At 33.1% G+C, this 21,650-nt stretch carries 23 protein-coding genes; 11 read left to right on the top strand and 12 right to left on the bottom strand.

The window, feature by feature from the left end; genetic code table 11:
- Positions 1-13: 13 nt before the first annotated feature.
- The 3 genes from FN795_RS09790 (at position 14) to murI (ending at position 2,484) form a co-directional block, all read left to right on the top strand.
- Positions 14-1,039, top strand: a complete 1,026-nt coding sequence (locus FN795_RS09790; protein ID WP_142450427.1) for an OmpH family outer membrane protein — start codon at positions 14-16, stop codon at positions 1,037-1,039.
- Between the two features lie 14 nt (positions 1,040-1,053).
- Positions 1,054-1,557: an OmpH family outer membrane protein gene (locus FN795_RS09785; RefSeq protein ID WP_193745234.1), complete on the top strand. Its 504-nt coding sequence runs from the start codon at positions 1,054-1,056 to the stop codon at positions 1,555-1,557.
- Between the two features lie 150 nt (positions 1,558-1,707).
- Positions 1,708-2,484 carry a glutamate racemase gene (gene murI / locus FN795_RS09780; protein WP_142450426.1) on the top strand — a complete coding sequence of 259 codons (777 nt, stop codon included), beginning with the start codon at positions 1,708-1,710 and terminating at the stop codon, positions 2,482-2,484.
- A gap of 2 nt (positions 2,485-2,486) precedes the next feature.
- Here murI and FN795_RS09775 read toward each other — a convergent pair whose 3' ends face one another.
- Positions 2,487-3,722 (bottom strand): PorV/PorQ family protein, encoded by a 1,236-nt coding sequence (locus FN795_RS09775; RefSeq protein WP_142450425.1) that lies wholly within the window; start codon positions 3,720-3,722, stop codon positions 2,487-2,489.
- A complete protein-coding gene (locus FN795_RS09770; protein ID WP_244289965.1) occupies positions 3,723-5,054 on the bottom strand; it encodes a DUF4270 family protein in 1,332 nt (443 codons plus the stop codon).
- 281 nt (positions 5,055-5,335) lie between these two features.
- Here FN795_RS09770 and FN795_RS09765 point away from each other — a divergent pair, with 281 nt between their 5' ends.
- The 5 genes from FN795_RS09765 (at position 5,336) to FN795_RS09745 (ending at position 9,431) form a co-directional block, all read left to right on the top strand.
- On the top strand, positions 5,336-6,118 hold the full coding sequence (locus FN795_RS09765) for a DUF6268 family outer membrane beta-barrel protein (RefSeq protein ID WP_244289964.1): 783 nt from the start codon (positions 5,336-5,338) through the stop codon (positions 6,116-6,118).
- 16 nt (positions 6,119-6,134) lie between these two features.
- The gene (locus FN795_RS09760; RefSeq protein WP_142450423.1) at positions 6,135-7,142 is read left to right on the top strand and encodes a Kelch repeat-containing protein; all 1,008 of its coding nucleotides are present in this window, start codon (positions 6,135-6,137) and stop codon (positions 7,140-7,142) included.
- Positions 7,132-7,464 carry a DUF4907 domain-containing protein gene (locus tag FN795_RS09755; RefSeq protein ID WP_142450422.1) on the top strand — a complete coding sequence of 111 codons (333 nt, stop codon included), beginning with the start codon at positions 7,132-7,134 and terminating at the stop codon, positions 7,462-7,464. The genes FN795_RS09760 and FN795_RS09755 overlap by 11 nt, the downstream gene beginning before the upstream one ends.
- Complete coding sequence (locus FN795_RS09750) at positions 7,465-8,571, top strand: sensor histidine kinase (RefSeq protein WP_142450421.1); 1,107 nt, start codon at positions 7,465-7,467, stop codon at positions 8,569-8,571.
- Between the two features lie 143 nt (positions 8,572-8,714).
- Complete coding sequence (locus FN795_RS09745) at positions 8,715-9,431, top strand: LytR/AlgR family response regulator transcription factor (protein WP_142450420.1); 717 nt, start codon at positions 8,715-8,717, stop codon at positions 9,429-9,431.
- A 64-nt stretch (positions 9,432-9,495) separates the two neighbouring features.
- Here the strand turns inward: FN795_RS09745 and FN795_RS09740 are convergent, their stop codons facing one another.
- Together FN795_RS09740 and FN795_RS09735 are read right to left on the bottom strand one after the other, a co-directional pair.
- On the bottom strand, positions 9,496-10,014 hold the full coding sequence (locus tag FN795_RS09740; RefSeq protein WP_035651550.1) for a gamma carbonic anhydrase family protein: 519 nt from the start codon (positions 10,012-10,014) through the stop codon (positions 9,496-9,498).
- A 6-nt stretch (positions 10,015-10,020) separates the two neighbouring features.
- The gene (locus tag FN795_RS09735) at positions 10,021-11,010 is read right to left on the bottom strand and encodes a PorP/SprF family type IX secretion system membrane protein (protein WP_142450419.1); all 990 of its coding nucleotides are present in this window, start codon (positions 11,008-11,010) and stop codon (positions 10,021-10,023) included.
- Positions 11,011-11,153: 143 nt separating this feature from the next.
- On the opposite strand from FN795_RS09735, the gene FN795_RS09730 reads away from it, so the two are divergent.
- From FN795_RS09730 to FN795_RS09720, 3 genes are all read left to right on the top strand, one after another.
- Positions 11,154-12,053, top strand: coding sequence for a NifU family protein (locus tag FN795_RS09730; protein ID WP_142450418.1), 900 nt, complete (start codon positions 11,154-11,156; stop codon positions 12,051-12,053).
- A gap of 157 nt (positions 12,054-12,210) precedes the next feature.
- Positions 12,211-12,594 (top strand): YtxH domain-containing protein, encoded by a 384-nt coding sequence (locus FN795_RS09725; RefSeq protein ID WP_142450417.1) that lies wholly within the window; start codon positions 12,211-12,213, stop codon positions 12,592-12,594.
- 99 nt (positions 12,595-12,693) lie between these two features.
- Positions 12,694-13,500 (top strand): mechanosensitive ion channel family protein, encoded by an 807-nt coding sequence (locus FN795_RS09720; protein ID WP_035651528.1) that lies wholly within the window; start codon positions 12,694-12,696, stop codon positions 13,498-13,500.
- Between the two features lie 6 nt (positions 13,501-13,506).
- Here the strand turns inward: FN795_RS09720 and tsaB are convergent, their stop codons facing one another.
- From tsaB to FN795_RS09680, 8 genes are all read right to left on the bottom strand, one after another.
- Positions 13,507-14,181: a tRNA (adenosine(37)-N6)-threonylcarbamoyltransferase complex dimerization subunit type 1 TsaB gene (tsaB, locus tag FN795_RS09715; protein ID WP_142450416.1), complete on the bottom strand. Its 675-nt coding sequence runs from the start codon at positions 14,179-14,181 to the stop codon at positions 13,507-13,509.
- 24 nt (positions 14,182-14,205) lie between these two features.
- Positions 14,206-14,472 (bottom strand): hypothetical protein, encoded by a 267-nt coding sequence (locus tag FN795_RS09710; RefSeq protein WP_142450415.1) that lies wholly within the window; start codon positions 14,470-14,472, stop codon positions 14,206-14,208.
- Between the two features lie 6 nt (positions 14,473-14,478).
- Positions 14,479-15,771 (bottom strand): efflux RND transporter periplasmic adaptor subunit, encoded by a 1,293-nt coding sequence (locus FN795_RS09705; RefSeq protein ID WP_142450414.1) that lies wholly within the window; start codon positions 15,769-15,771, stop codon positions 14,479-14,481.
- 6 nt (positions 15,772-15,777) lie between these two features.
- Complete coding sequence (locus FN795_RS09700) at positions 15,778-17,160, bottom strand: TolC family protein (RefSeq protein ID WP_142450413.1); 1,383 nt, start codon at positions 17,158-17,160, stop codon at positions 15,778-15,780.
- A 79-nt stretch (positions 17,161-17,239) separates the two neighbouring features.
- A complete protein-coding gene (locus FN795_RS09695) occupies positions 17,240-18,361 on the bottom strand; it encodes an efflux RND transporter periplasmic adaptor subunit (protein WP_142450412.1) in 1,122 nt (373 codons plus the stop codon).
- 39 nt (positions 18,362-18,400) lie between these two features.
- Positions 18,401-19,666 carry an ABC transporter permease gene (locus tag FN795_RS09690; RefSeq protein WP_142450411.1) on the bottom strand — a complete coding sequence of 422 codons (1,266 nt, stop codon included), beginning with the start codon at positions 19,664-19,666 and terminating at the stop codon, positions 18,401-18,403.
- A 2-nt stretch (positions 19,667-19,668) separates the two neighbouring features.
- Positions 19,669-20,913 carry an ABC transporter permease gene (locus tag FN795_RS09685; protein WP_142450410.1) on the bottom strand — a complete coding sequence of 415 codons (1,245 nt, stop codon included), beginning with the start codon at positions 20,911-20,913 and terminating at the stop codon, positions 19,669-19,671.
- Entirely contained in the window at positions 20,906-21,607 is a 702-nt protein-coding gene (locus FN795_RS09680) for an ABC transporter ATP-binding protein (RefSeq protein ID WP_035651510.1), read from the bottom strand. The genes FN795_RS09685 and FN795_RS09680 overlap by 8 nt, the downstream gene beginning before the upstream one ends.
- Positions 21,608-21,650 lie beyond the last annotated feature (43 nt).

The raw sequence follows: 21,650 nt of genomic DNA, 5'->3' as shown, positions 1-21,650 counted from the left end.
ATAAAGTTATGTTATGAGAAAACAGTTTTTATTTTTATTTTTAGCCTTGATTGTAGCAAATACAAGTCAGGCACAGACACGAACGACAAGAATTGGCTACATCGATATGGAGTATATTCTTGAAAACGTTTCTGACTATAAAGAGGCAACAGCTCAATTGGAGCTAAAGGCTCAAAAGTGGAAACAAGAGATTGAATCCAAAAAAATAGAAATAAATAAACTGAAAGAAAGTTTAAAAGCTGAAAAAGCGCTTTTGACGAAAGAACTTATTGATGAAAGAGAAACAGAAATAAAATTCATGGAAACGGAGATGATGGATTATCAGCAGAAGCAATTTGGCTCTGATGGAAATCTAATTCATCAAAAGATGGCATTAGCCAAACCAATCCAGGATCAGGTTTTTACTGCGGTGCAAGATATTGCAGAAGCTAAAAATTATGATTTTATTTTTGATAAATCTTCTGATTTGACAATGCTTTTCAGCAATAAAAAATTTGATATAAGCGATCAGGTTATACGAGTCTTGAACAGAACTGATAAAAGAGAGCAATTGACTAAAAAACAATTGAAAGATCAGGAAATCAAAGAAACTCGTGAAAATGAAATTGACGAAAATCCAGCAATGGCTGATCGCCAAAAAGCACTTGACGAAAAGAGAGCTGCCAGAGAAAAACTAATTGAAGACAGAAGATTAGAGCAGGAAGCTAAGAAAAAAGAATACGACGACAGAAGAAAAGCTATTCAGGCAGAAAGAGAAGCTAAAAAAAATGGCACGGTTTCTGAACCTGCAAAAACAACAGAAGCAGCAAAAACAACTGAAACCAGTAAAACTGATGCAACAGCTAAACCTGCAGGAGGAACAGAAACTTCACCAGCAGCAACTGAGCCACCTGTAGACAAAGCAGCCGAAAGACAAAAACTGTATGAACAGCGTAAAAAAGAGTTAGAAGAGAGAAGAAAGAAAATAATAGAAGAAAGGGAAGCGGCTAAAAAAGCAAAAGAAGCCGAAACACAAAAACCGAATACGACCAATAATTAATTAATATTTTAAAAATGATGAAACAAATCAAAACTTTACTAATTGCTGCCGTTTTAATTTTAGGCGCAAGTAACACAATGAATGCACAGGCTAAGGTTGCCCATGTTGATGTTAGCGAGATTATGTCGAAAATGCCTGCTATGCTAGATGCTCAAAATCAACTACAAAAATTAAGTGGTACATACGACGCAGAATACAAAAAAATGGTTGAGGAATATCAAACTAAAATCAAAAAGTACGAAACTGAATCTACTACAGCAACTGAAGCTGTTAACACAGAACGTGCTAAAGAAGTTCAGGATATGCAAAAAAGAATTGTTGATTACAGAGACAATGCACAAAAAGAACTACAACAAAAAGATAATGATATCATGAAACCAATTATGGAAAAAGTGAAAGCTTCTATCCAAAAAGTTGGAAAAGCTAAAGGTTTCCAATATGTTTTAGATGGTTCTACTCTTATCTTAGCTGATGGTCCAAACATTACTGCTGATGTTAAAAAAGATTTAGGATTCTAATAAACGAATTTCTTCTTATTAAAAACTGCTCAACACTAAAAGTTTGAGCAGTTTTTTTTTACAATAAATTAAAATTAAAAAAGAAAATAATTCGTGGATTTCAACTAAATTCAAATAACAATTTATTTCAAAAAATACTAAATTTGTATTATGACAAACAATAATCCTATAGGCGTTTTTGATTCTGGAATTGGAGGGACCTCGATCTGGAATGAAATTCACAATCTCCTTCCAAACGAGAAAACCATTTATTTAGCAGACAGCAAAAATGCACCTTACGGTCAAAAAACCAAGGAAGAAATTGTAGCGCTCAGTAAAAAGAATACAGATTTATTAATTGAAATGGGCTGTAAATTAATTGTTGTTGCCTGTAATACTGCAACAACAAATGCAATTAGAGAACTTCGTGCAGATTATGATATTCCATTTATAGGAATTGAGCCCGCTATTAAACCAGCAGCAAATAATTCTAAAACTCAGGTTATTGGAATTTTAGCTACAAAAGGAACTTTAAATAGCGAACTGTTTAACAAAACTGCCGAAATGTTTCAGCACACCACTATAATAGAACAAGTTGGTCATGGGTTAGTTCAGCTTATAGAAGACGGAAATTTAAACTCACCTGAAATGACTCAGCTGTTAGAATCTTACTTACAGCCAATGATCGATGCCAATATTGATTATCTTGTTTTAGGTTGCAGTCATTATCCATACTTGATTCCTCAGATAAAAAAAATTCTGCCGGACCACATCCAGATCATAGATTCTGGAGAAGCGGTGGCCCGTCAGACTCAAAATATTTTGCGTGAGAAAGTTGGTTTTTCTGAACTTAAACAAAGCGCACCTGAATTTTATGTCAATTCAAATCCGGCAGTGTTAGAATCAATTTTAGACTATAAATATCCTGTAATTCACAAGGATTTTTAACGTTATTCAATTTTTCGCTTGACGAACCAAATTCCGTCTAACGATAAATTCAACGACAATTTATGGTAATTTTCCTTTATTAAATCATCTGCTATTCTTCCTTTTTGTCCATATGAATAGGAGATATTCAGAGTAGTTAATGTATTTTCTATCGGAAGAGAAAGTCCAATGGAAAATGCAGCATTATTTACGCGCTTTCCATCCACTTCAAGATAACCATTGTCAAAATTGGCTCCCATTGCGTATTGAACTCTATCCCAGTATTTTCGGAAATCTTTTTTTGCACGATATGTAAATCCAAGGGCAAAACGATCCTGATTTACAAAATTCCCGTATAGCTCAGATTGATTGGTTCCGTTCCAAAAGCTTTTTTCATAGTCTAAAGTCATATTCAAATTATTCTTAAAGCGTTTACTGAACCCCACTCCTATTTCCAGAGGCATATAATAATCATCAACATCTGAAGCTACATTAGACTGGACAGTTGTAATCACCTCATCTGCAATAACTTCAACACTCTGTACTTTTGACGCTTTGACTTGAGCTGGCAATTTAATCACTGGAGCAATTGTAAAGGTCGAATCAATTTTGTACTGCGCTCCAAGTGTTGCTCGAAGGCCGTTATAACTCGTCTTTTTGGTGACTGTTGTGAGTGTATTTTGAATCAGGAAATTTCGTTCATCGGCCGTACTTCCAAATAATACTGAGCCAGACAAGCCAACAGAAAGTTTCTTCCCAAATCTATATCCGTATGAAAAATCAAAATTATTTAATCCTCCAGACCCAACTGCTGTTAAATAGTAATATTCCTGACTATTTTCTATAGGCAATTTTAGATTTGAAATTTTAAAAGCACCACTTGAATAAGGGCGTAATGCTAAACTAAATCCTGAATTTTTAGTTAGAGGAAAAGCAAAAGCCAGATGCGAAAACTGAAAATTGTTTCTTTTTTCTGAGCGAGAACTGCTTTGATAAGTTGTTGCAATAGCTCTTCCTCCAATATCAAACATAAAATGATTTAATGAAGTAAAACCTAACGATGCAGGATTTAAGTTATTGATAAAAGTGTCTGAAGGCAAAGCCATCCCTGATGACCCAATTGAAGGAAGAATTCCAAAATCAGACTCATAAACGCTTCCAACACCATAAAGAGAATATGGTGAACTTGAAATACTTTGAGAAAATGAAGTCAGCGACAATAAAATAGCGCCACATAAATAAATTATTTTACTTTTCATTTAATATGATATATAATAAATTTTCACTTGAATTTTGTTATTCAAATGCTTTTGATCGCCTAAGACTATTCGATTTACGGTTTTATAAATTCCGGGAAGGGCTAAAATCAAAGACGATCTTGCATCAGATTTTTTCAGCATTTCCCGCTGCAAAAAATTACCAACCGGAATTGAATACCCTACATCTTCATTGAACTCATCACTCTTTTTATTTAAAATACCATAAACAGTTGTTCCTGCAGAATTTACTAATGAGGCACTTATTCGGTTTAGATTATCTGCTACAAATACAGACAAAGAATCTGCTAGAGGATATTTAGAAGAATACGTATTGTTTACTGGCTTTAAAATAAGTTCTGCATTGACAATCGCACCATTATCTGAAATACTCTTCAATTGTTTTATATTTGGAAAATCAATTCTGCAGGCTACACCAGTTCCTGACTGAATGAAGCCTTGCCGATCAGTGAGCGAACTGGATAATTTACTACTGGAAATAGGCAAATTCTGGAGCAAAGTTCCCGTTTTATCTGACGAAATAGCATTGAACTGTCTTTCTGGATCTGTAATTGTAAAATCTACGACATAAGATATCTCCTCAGTATCGGCCTGATATTTTGAATAATACAATCGTACTTTACTAGTTCCCACATGAAAACCAATCATACTCGATGAATTTGAAGTTGAGGGAACAATAACAAGTCCTCTGAGATATTCTGAAAAACTATCAAAATCTGTAATTTCTCTTTTTTTAAGTTTTTGAAAAAGCGCCGAACCAAATGCATCACTCATTTTTATTGTAATAGAATCTTTTTCGATTGGTCTTGGTTTGTATGAAATGCTTCCGATACTTTCACTGTTATAGGTCAGTGAAGAATTATTATAAAAATTCTCATCTTCAGAATTTGGCTTTACTGTTTGCATCACTCTATGAATATCCAACGTCTGGACTTTTGTTGTATCTCCATAATAGTAATTATCATATTTTAAAATCATGGCAATCGAATCGAAAACATAATTGACATTTTCTGTATCTGATCCACCTCCTGAATTCAAAGAATATGAGTTTCCAGCTAATTGAAAATAACTGTTTGATTTTACTTTTCCAAAAACAGGATCGTCATAATTTCCAACTAAAATTCTGCTTTTGTTTGAAGTAATCAATGAATCAAAATTTATTGTTGCCATATCCACTGTAACAGTATCAATTAAAATCACTTTGTTGTTGACCGCTAAGTAATCTGATCCAACAACAAATTCACCTGCATCAGTATCAGTTCCACATGAAAGTATCGTGATAGCAAAAAAGAACATCAATATAAACTTGTGCATAATAAAATTTTTCGGCAAATATAGAAGGCTGTAATCTGCACCACACTATAACATATACAGCCACTGTTTTTTGGACTACAAACAGCAAAAAAACATCTATGATACAGCAACACAAACCAATCTCCGATTCAACCTCTAAAAAAGGGATTTAGTCTATCAAAAAACGCCATACATATATATTCTTTTTTTTTAAAGCATCAGCCATCTACTTTTGAGCCAATAATTAAGTAATGAGAATAAGGCTTTTAATATGTTCGGTTTTTACAATTTCATTTTTTAGTATGAAGGCTCAAGAAACTTTTTTGGCAGATGTGAATTTAAAAACAGAACCTACTGATAAAATTGATTTTAATGAAAGCAATATTTCGGTAGTATTCAACAAAAAAATACGCACTAAAAATCAGTTCACTAATACATCTGAGTATTCTAATCTGAATGTAAATTATGAGTTTTCGGAATTTGAAAATCTAAATCGGTTTAATCAATTTCAAAACAAAACAGACTATATACTTAAGGCTTCAGATAAAACAAAATTGAAATTTTCGCTTACGCCAATGTTCAGTTTTCAGGACAATTTAGACTGGTCTGATTTTACTTTGTTAGGTAGTTTTGAAATTAGCCAGCAAGTAAATTCCAGAACAAATATCACTATTGGCGGTGCGCGATCAGCCATTTTTGGAGCTGCGAAATTTATTCCAATAGCAACAATAAACTATACAATAAGCGACAAAAGCATGGTTTCAGTTGGTTTTCCGGATTCAAAGATTTCATATTCAAATAATATCCGAAATACATTCAGTTTAACAAACAGTTTCAATGGGAGTTTTTATCATTTAGATCAAAAATCAGCTTTAGATTATGCTGCTTCTAAAATGAGTTTATCGCAAATGACATCAGCTTTTGAATATGAAAGAAACGTAGATTCAAATTGGTTTTTGGATTTTAAAGCAGGCTATGATTTTAACAAAAAATACAATCTTACTGATTCTGAAAACCATACTGTATATAATTTTAATACAGGAAATGGATACATTTTTGGCATTGGCATCAAATACAAACAATAAATAAATTTAATACATTATGAATAATTTGAAAAAAGGAATATTATTCGCGACTCTATTTTCGGCTCTCGTTTTTGTAGGCTGCAGTAATGATGATAACGATGATGATTTGATTGGAAACTGGATTAAAAAGTCGGCATTTGATGGCCCGGCAAGATCTAGCGCCACAAGTTTTGTTATTGGCGATTATGCATATGTAGCAACTGGTTATACTGGCGATGTGTATTTAAAAGATTTATGGGCTTATAATTCTAATGGAGATTACTGGGAGCAAAAAGCTGATTTTACAGGTGTAGGAAGAAGTTCTGCTTCGAGTTTTACCCTAAATGAAAAAGGATATGTTGGTCTTGGTTATGATGGAACTAATAAATTAAAAGATTTTTTTCAATATGATCCAACAAGCAACAGTTGGACTCAAAAAGCAGATTTTGCCGGAACAGGTCGTTATGGTGCACTTGGATTTCAAGTGGGCGGAAAAGCTTACTTTGGAACTGGTTATGATGGAAATTATCTGAAAGATTTCTATCAATATAATGACCAGACAAACGCCTGGACATTGGTAAATGGTTTTAGCGGAAATAAAAGACGTAATGCAACTGTTTTCGTAATTGGTGACAAGGCTTATTTAGGAACAGGAATCAATAATGGTGTTTATCAGGAAGATTTTTGGGAGTTTGACCCAGCTACAGACGTTTGGACAAGAAAACGCGATATTGACAAAGATACTGATGATGATTACTCATACAATGATGAATATGCTGTGACACGCTCAAATGCATCAAGTTTTTCTATGAATAGTCTAGGATATGTTGTGGGCGGCGATGGTATAAAAACGGTGTGGGAATACAATCCTTCAACTGATCTTTGGACAGAAAGAACTTCTATGGAAGGTGCAACCAGAACTGATGCTGTTGGTTTTGCCATTAATAACCGTGGATTTTATATGTTAGGCCGAACAGGTTCAACTTATTTTGATGATGCCTGGGAATTTAAACCACTTGACGAACAAAGCGACGATGACAATTAATACCAAAAAACAATTCTTCTGGAGTAAAATCCAGAAGAATTTATTATTTATTTTACTTGTTTTACAATTCACCGCCTGTACAAAAAAAGAAACATTTAAAATTGATTCTTTTCAAACCAAAACAGGCTGGGGATATACTATTTCAAACAAAGACAAAATTTTAATAAAACAATCTATTATTCCGGCAATTAGCAATACAAAAAGCTTTTCAACAGAAGAAGAAGCTTTAAAAACAGCAGAATTAGTGGTTAACAAACTAGACCAGAATATGTCGCCTACTGTAACGAAAAATGATTTAATTTTATTAAAAATAAAATTGTAAATGAAGATTGACGCCATTAAAAATACAAATTCAAACAAAATTCTATTTCATTGTATCATATGGATTTTCTTTATATTGACTTCTTTAATTCAATTTTACGAAAGTCCTTTCCGAATCAATAATGATTTTTATGCACAATGGGTTACTGGAATTATATTGTTTTATCTAAACTATTTTTACTTGGTTCCGGTTTTGCTTTTAGAAAAAAAATATTGGCTCTACTTTGTTTTTGCACTTTCGCTAATCATCTTGTTTATGATTATCCGAACAAATTATTTTATTCCGGAATTCAGACATCTGAGACCTGAGAACATGCGTCCACCAAGAATGATGCCTGATCCACAATTTTTCCCAAAAGGCGCACATTTTAGAACTCAAATAAGACAGCCTTTCTTTTTTAAAGTTGCTCCTTCTTTTTTCTATATTTTAATACTTACGATAAGCGCAATTATTAGAACGCTGACTGAATTTTACAATAATCAGCAAAACAAATTAATTGCCGAAACACATAGAACAAGTACTGAATTGATTTATTTGCGAAAACAAACTAATCCGCATTTTTTATTCAATTCCTTAAACAGTATTTATTCATTAGCACACAAGAAATCTGATTTGGTCCCTGATGCCATCGTGACATTGTCTGAACTCATGCGATATATGTTGTATGAAACTGACAATAAAACGGTGGCTTTAGAAAAAGAAATCAACTACATTCAGAATTATATTGAATTGCAAAAATTGAGACTTAATAATATTGAGGATATTATTATAAATGTTCATGGCGACACAAAAAACAAGTTCATTGAACCTTTATTGTTGATTTCGTTTGTCGAAAATGCTTTTAAATATGGAACCGATTATAAAGGTGCAGCTCATGTTAAAATCAAAATTTTCATTCATGAAAACAGCCTTGATTTCTGGATAGAAAACACAATCGAAAACTATGTTAAAGATCCCGAAAACTCAGGAATTGGACTGGTAAACATTCAAAACCGACTTGATCTTCTTTATCCAAATGCACATCAGCTTGCTATTACACAAGACAATCAATATTACAGAGTTCATCTTCATTTAAATTTAGATGAAATTCAAACAGCTATTAGTTAAAATGAGATTGTGATTGTGATTAAACGTTAAGAGATAATTATAAAATAAACGCTTATTTTATGAAAATTTTAAAACTTAATTGACTGATTTCAAAGTACTTTTGAGCACCAAAACAAAATTTTTAAAAATCTAATTTACAACAGATGAAATGTGTAATTATTGACGATGAACCTTTAGCAGTTGAATTATTAGAAGATTTTGTCAAAAAAGTAGACTATCTTGAATTGATAAATACTTTCAATAATGCTATTGATGCTGTATCTTTTATTAATCAAAACAGTGTTGATTTAATTTTTCTTGACATTCAAATGCCTCACTTCTCTGGAATTGATTTTTTAAATACAATTGAAAAAAAGCCTTTGGTAATTTTTACAACCGCCTATTCTGATTATGCGGTCGAAGGTTTTAATCTTGGTGCCGTTGATTATTTAGTAAAACCTATTCCGTTTCATCGCTTTTTAAAATCGGTTGTGAGAGCGCAGCAAATTATAAATCCTGCAACTGCAATTCAAACCATTTCTGAAAATACGACTGTACCCGAATTAGAACAAGATTTTATGTTTGTAAGAGCGGAATACGAAAATGTGAAGATGAATTTTGCAGACATCCTATTTATCGAAGGACTGAAAGATTACGTGAAAATTTACACTACAGATAATAAATTCACGCTGACTTTAATCAGTTTAATAAAACTTGAAAATTTTCTTTCCAGCAAAGGATTTTCGCGAATTCACAGATCTTATATCATTAATATAAAACATGTCAAATCGATACAAAAAAATAAAGTTTTGATTAGCGATAAACGAATTCCTATCAGCGAAAGCTATAAAACTGCTTTTTTCGAAAAAATCAATTTATAGTTTATTAAATTCCAAAATAATCCCGATAGATAGCTATCGGGATTATTTTATTATTTTAAAAATTTTATTCTTCGTTTTTAAACCAACCCGAATACATTACATAATTATTTGAAATGCGTTCGATTTCTCCAGCAAAATCAGATTGATTGATGTCTTTCACCTTTTTCGCCGGTACGCCAGCGTAAATGCTTCCTGATTCGACAACGGTATTTTGAGTTATAACCGCTCCTGCAGCAATAATTGAATTGCTTTCTATTACACAGTTATCCATAACGATCGCCCCCATTCCGATTAAAACATTATCTTTTACAGTACAACCGTGAACAATTGCATTATGTCCAATTGAAACATTGTTTCCAATAATTGTTGGATGCTTTTGATAAGTACAATGAATAATCGCTCCGTCCTGAATATTTACTTTATTACCAATTTTAATAAAGTGTACGTCACCACGAATAACAGCATTGAACCAAACGCTGCACGAATGTCCAAAAGAAACATCACCAACAATTGTAGCATTTTCAGCAACATAACAATCCTCTGGAATCAAAGGAGATTTTCCGTTTACAGATTTAATCAACATAGTAAATTAATTAATAGCAGGACAATTACAATCGTAACGTTCTTTTTTACAAAATAAATTGATTCCTAAAGTAATTTGGTGATAAGCACCAGTATCAAATTTTACATCACCCATAACTTGTGAGTACGTATAAGCAAACATAAAATTATTGAAATTGACTCCAATTATCGGCGTAAAATATTGCAACTTTTGAGCCTTCACACCGCTTCCAGTGCTGTATTGTGCACCATCAAAACTTCTTCTGTATGAAAGTGCAGCCCATAAACTTCCAAAGTCCATGTTTTTATAACCTTTAAAGTTCAAATCAATTGTTTTTTCCTTTGTTTTGTCAAAAACCTGAAGCAATACCGAAGGTTCCCAGGTGTAATTATCATTTTTGCCAAAAACATATCCGGTACTAAACAAAAACTTCCTCAAATTATCACTTTCATAATCTGTATACAATTCTCTTCTTGTTTCTAACAATCCCTGAACTGTAGCATGTGCATAAAAGTTCAAATAATTATACGAAGCTCCAACATCAACATTGAAATAAGAATCTTTTTGAATTGAACCAAAAACAATCGGGTCAAAAGTTCCTCCAAATTTAGTTTCATCCAACTGACTTTGAATAACGCCTCCGCTGATACCAAATGAAAGCTGATTTAAATCTAGCTCGTCTCTCGAAAACATAATATGGTGTGCATACGTAAGTTTCAATCCTTTTTGAGAATGGTATCCGTTTTTATCATTAAAAACAATAATTCCGGCTCCAGAACGTTCTCCTATTCTTCCATTAAAACTTAAAGTTCCTAGCGATGGTGCGTCGTCTTCTCCAAACCATTGTTTTCTTGCTGTTAATCTAACTTTGGCACAGTTTGCTGCACCAGCCATTGATGGATGAATCAAATAAAGGTTATCGGATAAATAATCAGAATAAACAGGAATTCCTTCTTGTGAATACGAGTAAAATGAGGTAACCAAAAAAATAAATAAAACCTTGATTCTAAATTCCATAAAGGCAAATTTGTTTAAGTAAATTTCCGACTCTTCTAATTTAATACGATTTATTTGTAAAGAGTCTTAATTATTTTATTAAAAAACCAAATATAGGTATTAGTAGAAAATAACTTTACTAAATTTGCAAAAAATATATGACCATGACAAAAATCACTATAAAAGAAACGCAAAACCCTACCATCCTTAAGTTTGAGTTTGATGATTTCATCACTCAAAATCAAAATTTTGAGTTCAAAAACATTGATGAAGCGAAATCTTCACCTCTTGCACAGCAATTATTTTATCTTCCGTTTGTAAAAACAGTATATATTTCAGGAAATTTTATTGCAATTGAGCGATTCAGCATTGTGGATTGGGACGATGTAAAAGATGCTGTAGCAGAACAAATAGAAGCCTTCGTTGATAAAGGTGGTGTAATCATTACTATTGACGAAAACACTCCTAAGAAACAGCCTATAACGGTTTATGGAGAAACAACTCCAAATCCGGCCGCTTTAAAATTTGTTGTTAGCAGAATGTTGACCAGAAATGCAGTTGAATATAAAAACATTGATCAAACTGCTTCTTCTCCACTAGCACAGGAATTATTTAAATTTCCTTATGTAAAAGAGGTTTTTATTGATGAAAATTACATTTCAGTAACAAAATATGAAATCAATAACTGGGATGAAATCACATTAGAATTGAGAACTTTTATCAAACAATTTATCGAAAACGGAGGAACTGTTCTAGATGAAAGTTTGATTGAAACTAAAGCTAAAAATGAAGCTTCAAAAGATGAAGCATTTGACAAATTAGATGTGACTTCGCAACAAATCATCAATATTTTGGAAGAATATGTGAAACCAGCAGTTGCGGCTGATGGTGGAAATATTGCTTTTGACTCCTACAATGAAGACAACAAAACTGTAAAAGTAATTTTGCAGGGTGCTTGTAGCGGTTGCCCGTCATCGACTTTTACTTTAAAAAGCGGTATCGAAAATATGTTGAAAAGCATGCTGAATGATGAAGCAATTACAGTTGAAGCTTTGAATGCTTAATTCAAATTACATACATAAAGAAAAACGTCCGCATAATGCGGACGTTTTTTTTACTTAACCTTATAGTAATCTTATTTTCAATAAATTATCAACACAAGAACATTTTTATTCTGCAAAAAAGTTTAATATTGTATTCTTAACCAATCAATATAAAACTATGGGATTATCATCTTTTTTCAAAAATTTATTTGGCTCGACCAAAGAATCTGTAACCGAATTGGCAAATAATGCCGAAAGTACTTTTGAGCAAGCAAAAGAAGCTGCTGCTCCATATATTGAAAAAGCTGAAACTTTAGCAGAAGAAACCATTGCAAAAGCAAAAGAGGCATCAGAACCGATAATCGAATCTGCTACAGAATATGCACATCAGGCTAAAGAAGTTGTAAGCGAATATGCTGAGAAAGCATCAGACGCTATTAGCGATGTTATTGAAACCGTAAAAGAGAAAACTGCTGAAGTTGCTGACGATACGAGAGCAATCGCTTCTGAAACTGTTGTAGACGCAAGCGAGCCAGCAATTGAAGAGGCTGACAAGGAATAAAACTGCATTCTTTTCTTATAAAAACAAATATTCTTTATATTTGCAAAAATATTTCGCCTTCTCTTTTGAGAAGGTTTTTTTTATTCTTAAAATACAATTATGAGCCCAGAACAGTTAGCAAGTTACACCACAAGATTAGTCAATTTATTAGTAGATTATTCTCCAAAATTATTCTCAGCATTCCTGATTTTATTTGTTGGTTTATACGCCATTCGATTAATAAACAGATTGATCCGAAAAATAATGGTAAAGCGAAATTTAGACCCTACCCTGACTAAATTTCTCGCCGATATTTTATTGTGGGCGCTCCGAATTTTATTGTTTGTAACATTTATTTCAAAAATCGGAATTGACACTTCTTCTTTTGTTGCTATTCTAGGAGCAATGGGACTTGCAGTTGGTTTATCACTTCAAGGTTCGCTTTCTAATTTTGCAGGTGGAATGCTGATTATTGTTTTCAAACCTTTTAAAGTGGGAGATACGATCGAAGCACAAGGCGTAATTGCAACAGTATTAGAAATTCAGATTTTTGTAACTAAAATGCTTACTGGAAACAATCAGACTGTTTTTGTTCCAAATGGGGCTTTATCAAATGGAACAATTATCAATTATTCTATGCAAGGAGAAAGAAGAGCAGATTTGACTTTTTCAATCGCTTACGATTCAGATATCAAAAAAGCAAAAGATATACTTTTAGATGTTTTGAATAAAAACCCAAAAGTGCTTAAAACACCTGCACCAGAGGTTTTTGTAAAAAACTTATCAGCAAGTTCAGTTGATTTCGCAGTGCGTCCTTGGGCAAAAAACACCAATTATAGTGCTGTTTTTTCTGAAACATTAGAAAATTGCAAAACGGCTTTAGATCAGGCAGGAATTTCTGTTCAGCCGTATACAATCCAAAAATAAAATTGATTATTGTTTTTTTGATGGCAATGTCATCATAAAATCTTTTAAATAATAAGGTTCAAAATAAGCGACATCAACAGTGTCGCTTTTTTGATATTTATCATAACTGATTTTACTCATTTCGCGTGCCGAAGGATATTTGATTTCCTCTAAAAAGATAAAGTTTTCTTTCGTCAAAACTGGTTTACATTTATCAGCACAATCACCAACAAAATAAAGCGGCTCATTATATTCTGCAAAAGAATCTTCGGTAATAATTTCTGCCTGAATAGCTCTTTCTGCTTTTAAATCAGCCGTAAAAATTTCACTATACACTTCCATTCTTCTGGCATCAAGCATCGGAATAATTTTCCCTTCTGAAACTGAAACTCTTGAAGCCAAAGTTTCCAGCGTATTAACAGCTATCAGCGGAATATTTAAAGCATAACATAATCCTTTTGCCGCAGAAACCCCAATTCGCAATCCTGTATAAGAACCCGGTCCCTGACTTACAGCAATCGCTGCTAAATCCTGAACCGAGATATTTGATTCTGCAATTGTCTCTTCAATAAAAACATGAAGTTTTTCGGCATGCGAATATCCTTCTTCAGCTATTTCTTTACAGAAGATGGTTTCTCCATTTTTTGCAATTGATACTGAACAATTTTTGGTTGCTGTTTCGATATTGAGAATAAAAGACAAAATGTTTATTTTTTTAAGTTAAAATTATTTTCGAACTGCGACAGCTATCCCGATAAAAATGAATGACAATATCCAAAACAATGCAACTGCAATGAATAAACTGACAATCAAAAAACCTATATACAAGAATAGCTTTTTCCATGATGAAAAATAAACGTATTCTTCATTATAATATTCTGATCTATATACACGATAATGCATGTAAATAAGAAATACAGCAATCGTTATTAATGCGGCGCCGAATCCATAAAGCATTTCTATTGAAAATCCGCCATGCAGTGCAATAATCATAGCAACTTATTTCTTAGGTGTTTCGGCTTTTTTAAGTTTCACTTTATCGCCAGAATTCAAATCTTTAGAAACGGTTGTATAGGGTCCTGTAATTACCACATCACCTGGTTTTAATCCAGACATTACTTCAATATTAGTATCATCCTGGATTCCAGTTTTAATGATTCTGATTTTAGCTTTATCACCTACTTTTACAAAAACACATTCGTATTTTTTATCGCTTTTTGGCGCTGCTTTTTTATCTTCATTTGGGTCTTCAACTTTAAAATCTTTTACAGCTGTTGTGTCAGATTTTACAACAACAGAACTAATTGGCACTGCCAGAACATTCGTTTTAGTTGTTGTTATGATATCAACCGTAGCCGTCATTCCAGGCCTGAAAGGTGAATAAGCTGCTGGTTTTCCTTCTAATAACTCTTTATAAGAATCTTTTAAAATTCGAACTTTAACCTTAAAGTTAGTAACTTGGTCTGAAGTCAAAGCTGTACTTGCCGAATTAGAAATACTAGTTACTATACCTTTGAATTTCTTTTTCAAATAAGCATCTACTTCAACATTTGCTTCGTCTCCAATTTTAATTTTTACAATATCATTTTCGTTGACATCAACTTCAACTTCCATGTTATTCAAATTGGCAACGCGCAAAAGTTCTGTTCCAGCCATTTGCTGCGTTCCTAAAACACGCTCTCCTAATTCAACATTTAATACTGAAATGGTACCATCTGCAGGTGAATAAATAGTAGTACGCCCTAAATTATCTCGAGCTTCGGTAACAGATGCTGTAGCGCTTTGAACATTATAATATGAACTTTGTTTTGTTGCTTTTGCCACTTCATAAGTTGAAATTGCCTTGTCCCAATCTGATTTTGAAATTACACCTTTATCGTACAAGGTTTTGTTACGTTCATAATTTGCTTTAGCCTCTCTAAAACTGGCATCGGATTGTGTCAAACCTGCTTTAGTTCCTGCCAAATTTGCAACAGAACGCTCTAAGCCTGAAGTGTACAAATCAGGATTTATCTTTACCAATAAATCTCCTTTTTTAACAACCTGGCCTTCTTTTACATTTAGTGCTATAATTTCACCTGAAACCATTGAAGCGATTTTAACTTCAATTTCTGGTTGAATTTTTCCAGTTGCAGATACAGTTTCAACAATTGTTGAAGATTCAACTTTTGAGATTTCTACTTCTTTTCCTTCATCCTTATTTCCTATAACTCCTTTTTTCGACAGAACTATTAAAGTGGCAATTAGTATAACTGCGCCTCCGACTAAGAAATAAATTGTTTTTTTTGACATAGTAAATTATTTTGCAGGAATTGGAACAATTGGAATTCCGAAATAGAATTCAAGAATTTTTATTTTAAATATATAATCGTATTTCGTTCTGATAACTTCTGATTGTGCATTTGTCAATAACGTTTGAGCCTGTGTAAAATCAAATGAATTCATCAATCCTACATCATACTTTTCTTTAGCATAATTGTAAGCCTGCTGTCTTGCTTCTAAAGTTACTGTTGCAGATTCGTATGTATTTAACGCTCCTTTTGCATTTGTAAAAGCAGTGTAAACGTTACGTTGCAAATCTAAACTTTTTTGTTCTAAATCTATTTTAGATTTCTCTAAACTTACTTTATTTCGTTCAACATTATTTCTAACTGAGAATCCATTGAAAATTGGAACATTCAATTGTAAACCAAAATTATGTCCTTTATTATCGCTAAACTGTTGGAATATTGGATCTGGTCCTGTAGTGTAAGGCTGATTTTGATCATCAAATTTCACTTGATCACTATAACTTGCTCTGGTATTAAAACCATAAAAACCACTAAGAGTAGGCTGAAAAGCACCTTTAGCAATTGCCACATTCTTTTCGGCAATTTCAAGATTGGTTTGTGCCAGTTTTAACTCAGTTCTAGTTTCTTTTGCTTTATTATAAATATCAGTCGGGCTTTGTGCCATGATATTATTTTCATCTTTTGCATTTGTATCATCAACAACATCAAAATCTGCAAATTCTTTAAGCTGTAAAAGCTGTGCCAAACTCAATTTTGAAATAAGTAAATTATTCTCAGAAACTGCAATATTTTGCTTATCTGTTGCGATAGTAGCTTTTAAATCATATAAATCACCACGTGGAATTGTTCCTGCACTAACCATTTCTTCTGAACGTTTTAAACGTTTTTCATCAATAGAAAGCTGCTCTGTTTTTATTTTTAGATCTTCTTTATAACCCAAAATCTGAAGAAAAGCATTCGCCACATTCAAAGAAATATCTTCCTGCATTTTCAATAATTGATACTGTGATGCAATAATAGCAAGTTTTGTTCGTCTGTATGTATTTTGATTTTGAAGACCTCTGTAAATATCAACTCCAGCATTTAAACCTACAGATGAGTATTGAGTTGTCTGATTACGCAAAACACCTGTAGTTACATCTTGATTTAAACCAATATTCCAGGAATGTGATGCATTTCCGTTAACCGATGGAAGGTATTTCCCAAAAGCATCCTTTTTATTTATTTCAGCATTTTCAACATCTAATTCTGAAAGTTTTATAGTGATATTATTATCTAATGCATATCGAACGCATTCCTCTAATGTCCATTGTTTTGTCTGCGCTTGACCTGATAAACCAAATCCGAAAAGCATGGCAAAAACTAAACTATTTATTTTATTTATTTTCATATATTTTGAATGAAGCATAGCAAACAAGCCATGCAAATTTAACATTTTAAAAACCCAAAAACTCCTTTAAATAATCAAATTATTTTTTATTCTTATCCCCTTCATTGATCAAACCTTGATTCCAGATTTTGATTTTATCAGAATCTTTAACACCGCTTTTGATCTGAACATAAATTCCATCACTAACACCTAAAACTAAATCTCTTCTTTGAAATTTTTGTGGCGCCGTTTCAACTTCTACATAAGGTTTTTGAGTTTTTTTGTCAAACTGCACAAGTGATTCTTTAATAGCCAAAACTTTGTCTGCTTTTTCTAATATAATTGATGCGTTTGCACTTAATCCAGCTCTGATGAAAGTATCACCTTTATTTTCTAATTTGGCTTTAATTTCAAACTGAATAGCGCCATTTTCTACAACACCTTTTGGTGCAATATCTGTCAAAACCGCATCAAATTTTTTATTTTCAATTGCACCAACTGTAATCTCAATAGGCATTTTTTCTTTAATTTTACCTACTTCGGATTCATCAATTTTCCCAATAAAAATCATTCTTCCAACATCGGCTACGCTGGCAATTGTAGTTCCTTCGTTAAAATTATTACTTTCAATAACTTGATTTCCAACTTTTACAGGCACCTGCAATACCATTCCGTTAACAGTTGAACGGATCAACGTATTTGCATAATTCCCTAAAGATGTTGTTGTTCCTGTTTTAACAATATCTAAACTTTGCTTTGAAGCCAAATAATTTTGTTTTGCTTGTTTATAAGCTAATTGAGCAGCATCAAAATCATTGGCAGAAATCACCTCTTTTTCAAAAAGTGTTTTTTGTCTCTTATAAATCTTCTCCTGATTATCTAATGCAATTTTGGCAGTCTGCACTTGGTTTTGCGTACTGCTTACATTCGACACATTGGCAACAACTCTAATTTTCGCAATCATATCACCGGCTTTGATTTTTTCTCCGGCTTTAATGTAAACTTCTTCAATAATTCCTGAGATGTTTGGTTTGATTAAGACCTCTTCATCAGGCTGAATATTACCTGTTGCGATTGTGTTTTTTACGATCGTTTTAATCTCTGCCTTCTCCGTTTGAAAAACTATTGGCGACTCTTGATTTTTAGCATACAAATAATAAAGTGCACCAAAGAAAATTATAGCAATAAAGATTAAAATGGTTACGGTTACTCCTTTTTTCATTTTGTTTTTGGTTTAATCGATTATATTTTGATTGATAATTTATTCTGTTCGTAAAGCGTCAACTGGCTTTACATTAATTGCGGTCTGGGCTGGAATAAATCCGGCAAGCAAACCTGAACCCACTAATATTAATAAGGCAACAAATACAACTCCCAAATCTACGCTTGGGCTGGCAAACATAGTATTGCTATCTGGCGGCATGGAATCTAAAATCATGTTTAAAATGGCTATTATTCCAGTGGCGACTGCTATTCCTAACATTCCCGAAATAATAGTCAAAAAGATAGATTCTGATAAAATTTGCCCACGAATTGCTGCAGGAGTTGCTCCTAAAGCTCTTCGAATTCCTATTTCTTTTGTACGTTCTTTAACTACAATAAGCATAATATTCGAAATCCCGATTACTCCCGAAATCAGAACCAGTGTTCCAACAAAATAAGCAATGATTTTCAGGATATTAAACAAACTCTGAACTTTATTAAACTGCTCGTATAAATCAAAATTACCTACTGCTCTATCGTCTGCAGGATTTATCGAATGCAATGCTTTAATTATTTCAAGGATTTTTGGCTTTAAATCGGTAATCGAAGTTTCATCTTTTGCTGTAATTGCCATCCAACCAACTTTATCTCCATAATTAAATGCCTGCTGAAAAGTCGTAAACGGAATAAAAATATTTTTTTGCTCCTGCTCTGCATTTCCGCCTTGTTGTTTTGATTTATAAACCCCAACAACCATGAAATTTATTCCATTGATTTTAATGTACGTTCCAATGGCTTCCTCCTCTTTTCCATAAAGTTCACTGATAACTCCTTTACCAATTACAGCTACTTTTCTTTTGCCTTCAATATCCTGCTGATTTACAAAGCGGCCTTTAATAATGTCCATTGGCTGTTGTTTGATCAGCTCAGGATAATCTCCGTAAATGGTGAATGACGAAGTTTTTGTACCTCGAACCACGTTATTTGTTCCATTAAAATCACCTAATTGATTTCTTGGCGAAACATATAATAAATCTGGCAACGCAGCTCTTAATGCTGCAACGTCGCTGTTTCTAAAATCATATCGGCGTGTTTTAGGCAAACCTTTATACGCTTTAGACGTCGTTTGGCTCCACATAAACATAGTGTTTGTCGCAATTCCGTCAAAACCTTTTTTAATTCCGTTTTCCAGACCATTTCCAGCTGCAAGCAAAATCACCAAAATGAAGATTCCCCAAAAAACTCCAAATGCAGTCAGAATAGTCCTGAAAGGATTTGCAGTCAATGCCTGTAAAATTTCGTCCCAATTATCTTTCTTAAACATAATTATTCGTCTCTAAGTGCTACAATAGGTTTGATTTTGGCTGCTCTGTATGCCGGAAAAAACCCAGCCATTGCGCCCGCGAATACAAGTAAAACAAGTGTTGTCAATGCTACACTGAAATCTACTTCAGGGTTTCTGAAATATTCGCTCTGTACCATTGGCCCGACCAATTCTAACAATAACAAACTCATCAACAATCCAACAAAACCAGCAATTGTGGTAATAAAAATAGATTCATGAAGTATCATTGTAATAATAGAAAATGGCGATGCGCCAAGCGCTTTTCGAATTCCAATTTCTTTAGTTCTTTCTTTAACTATGATAAGCATAATATTACTTACACCAACAACTCCGGCGATAATGGTGCAAATACCAACCCACCAAAAGAATAATCTGATGTATAGATTCAAATCATAAAATTGCTTTGCATCTTTAACCGAATTGTAAACACCTACTCCACTATCATCATCAGGAGCAACCATGTTTTTGCTTTTCAATAAATCCTTTAAATCCTGAGTAAATTTTTCAGACTGCGCCAATGCTTCATCATAATCATTTGTTTTTTTCAATGTAAAAAACATATTACTGATTTTGTCGCCTGCTCCAAAAGCTCTTTGTACTGTGGTCAAAGGCAAATAGGCTCTTGCTTCTTCTCTTTCTCCTCCTGGATCTGTAAAAACGCCTATTACTTTAAAATTGATATTATTGATTTGTATTTCTTTTCCAAGAGCATCCTGATCTTTAAATAAATCAGTTTTTATTTTCATACCAATCGTAGCAACCTTTTCGTTGTTTTGTAAGTCTTTGGCATTGACATATCTTCCTTGAACAATAACTATATTTTCAACTGCGCCATAATCAGGATCGACACCTCTATATTGATAATTTCCATTTTCTTTACCGTAAGCAAATTGTGCTCCCCAATAATTCTGTGTTGAGGCTCTTAAATCCAGTTTATCTTCAAATTTTTGAACAGATTGATTGTAATCACTATTTCTAAACTGAATTTGTCTTCCCGGGTTAAGTCCTTTGTACTCCTTTGTTGTTGTACCTGACCAAACTTCTATAATCCCAGCGGCATCGCGTTCAAATTGTTTTTCAATTCCATTTTGAAGGCCTTTTCCCGCTCCAAGCAAAATCACCAAAATAAAAATCCCAGACGCTACCGAAACTCCGGTCAAAAATGTACGCAGCCGGTTTTTGGAGATTGCTTCAAATATTTCTTGCCAACGCTCAATATTAAACATAAGATGAAGCTCTAACTTGTTCTACTTTTTTATCATCGATAATTAATCCGTCTTTCAGGACCACATTTCTCTTGCACATAGCGGCAATATCGGGTTCGTGCGTAACGATCAAAATAGTTTTACCTTCATCGTTAATTCCTTGAATAAGCTCCATAACTTCATAAGAAGTTTTAGTATCCAAAGCTCCTGTAGGCTCATCTGCAAGCAAGACCTTCGGATTTGAGGCCAATGCTCTTGCGATTGCGACACGTTGTTTTTGACCTCCTGAAAGCTCATTTGGCAAGTGGTGCGAGTGAGAACCCAAACCAACTTTCTCCAAATATTTCATAGCAATGTCATAACGCTCTTTTCTTTTTATTCCTTGATAATACAGCGGCATTGCTACATTATCAAGTGCACTTTTATAGTTAATCAAGTTAAAAGACTGAAAAACAAACCCTAAAAATTTATTACGATATTTAGAAGCTATAGTTTCGTTTAGTTTTTTAATTGGAGTTTTATCTAAAGTATAACTTCCAGAATCAGCCTCGTCTAAAATTCCTAATATATTAAGAAGCGTCGATTTACCAGATCCCGAAGATCCCATGATAGCTACAAGCTCACCTTCTTCAATATTAAAATTAATACCTTTTAACACATGCAGTTCTGAACTTCCCATTTTATAGGATTTATGCAAATCTTTGATTTCAATCATGGTATTGTTAATTTTTTAAAACAATAATAATATTTTTTATAAG

The organism is Flavobacterium resistens (assembly GCF_900182645.1).
Lineage (GTDB): Bacteria > Bacteroidota > Bacteroidia > Flavobacteriales > Flavobacteriaceae > Flavobacterium > Flavobacterium resistens.
Note: the sequence above shows the minus strand (reverse complement) of the source record. Positions and strands in the feature narration are given on the sequence as shown.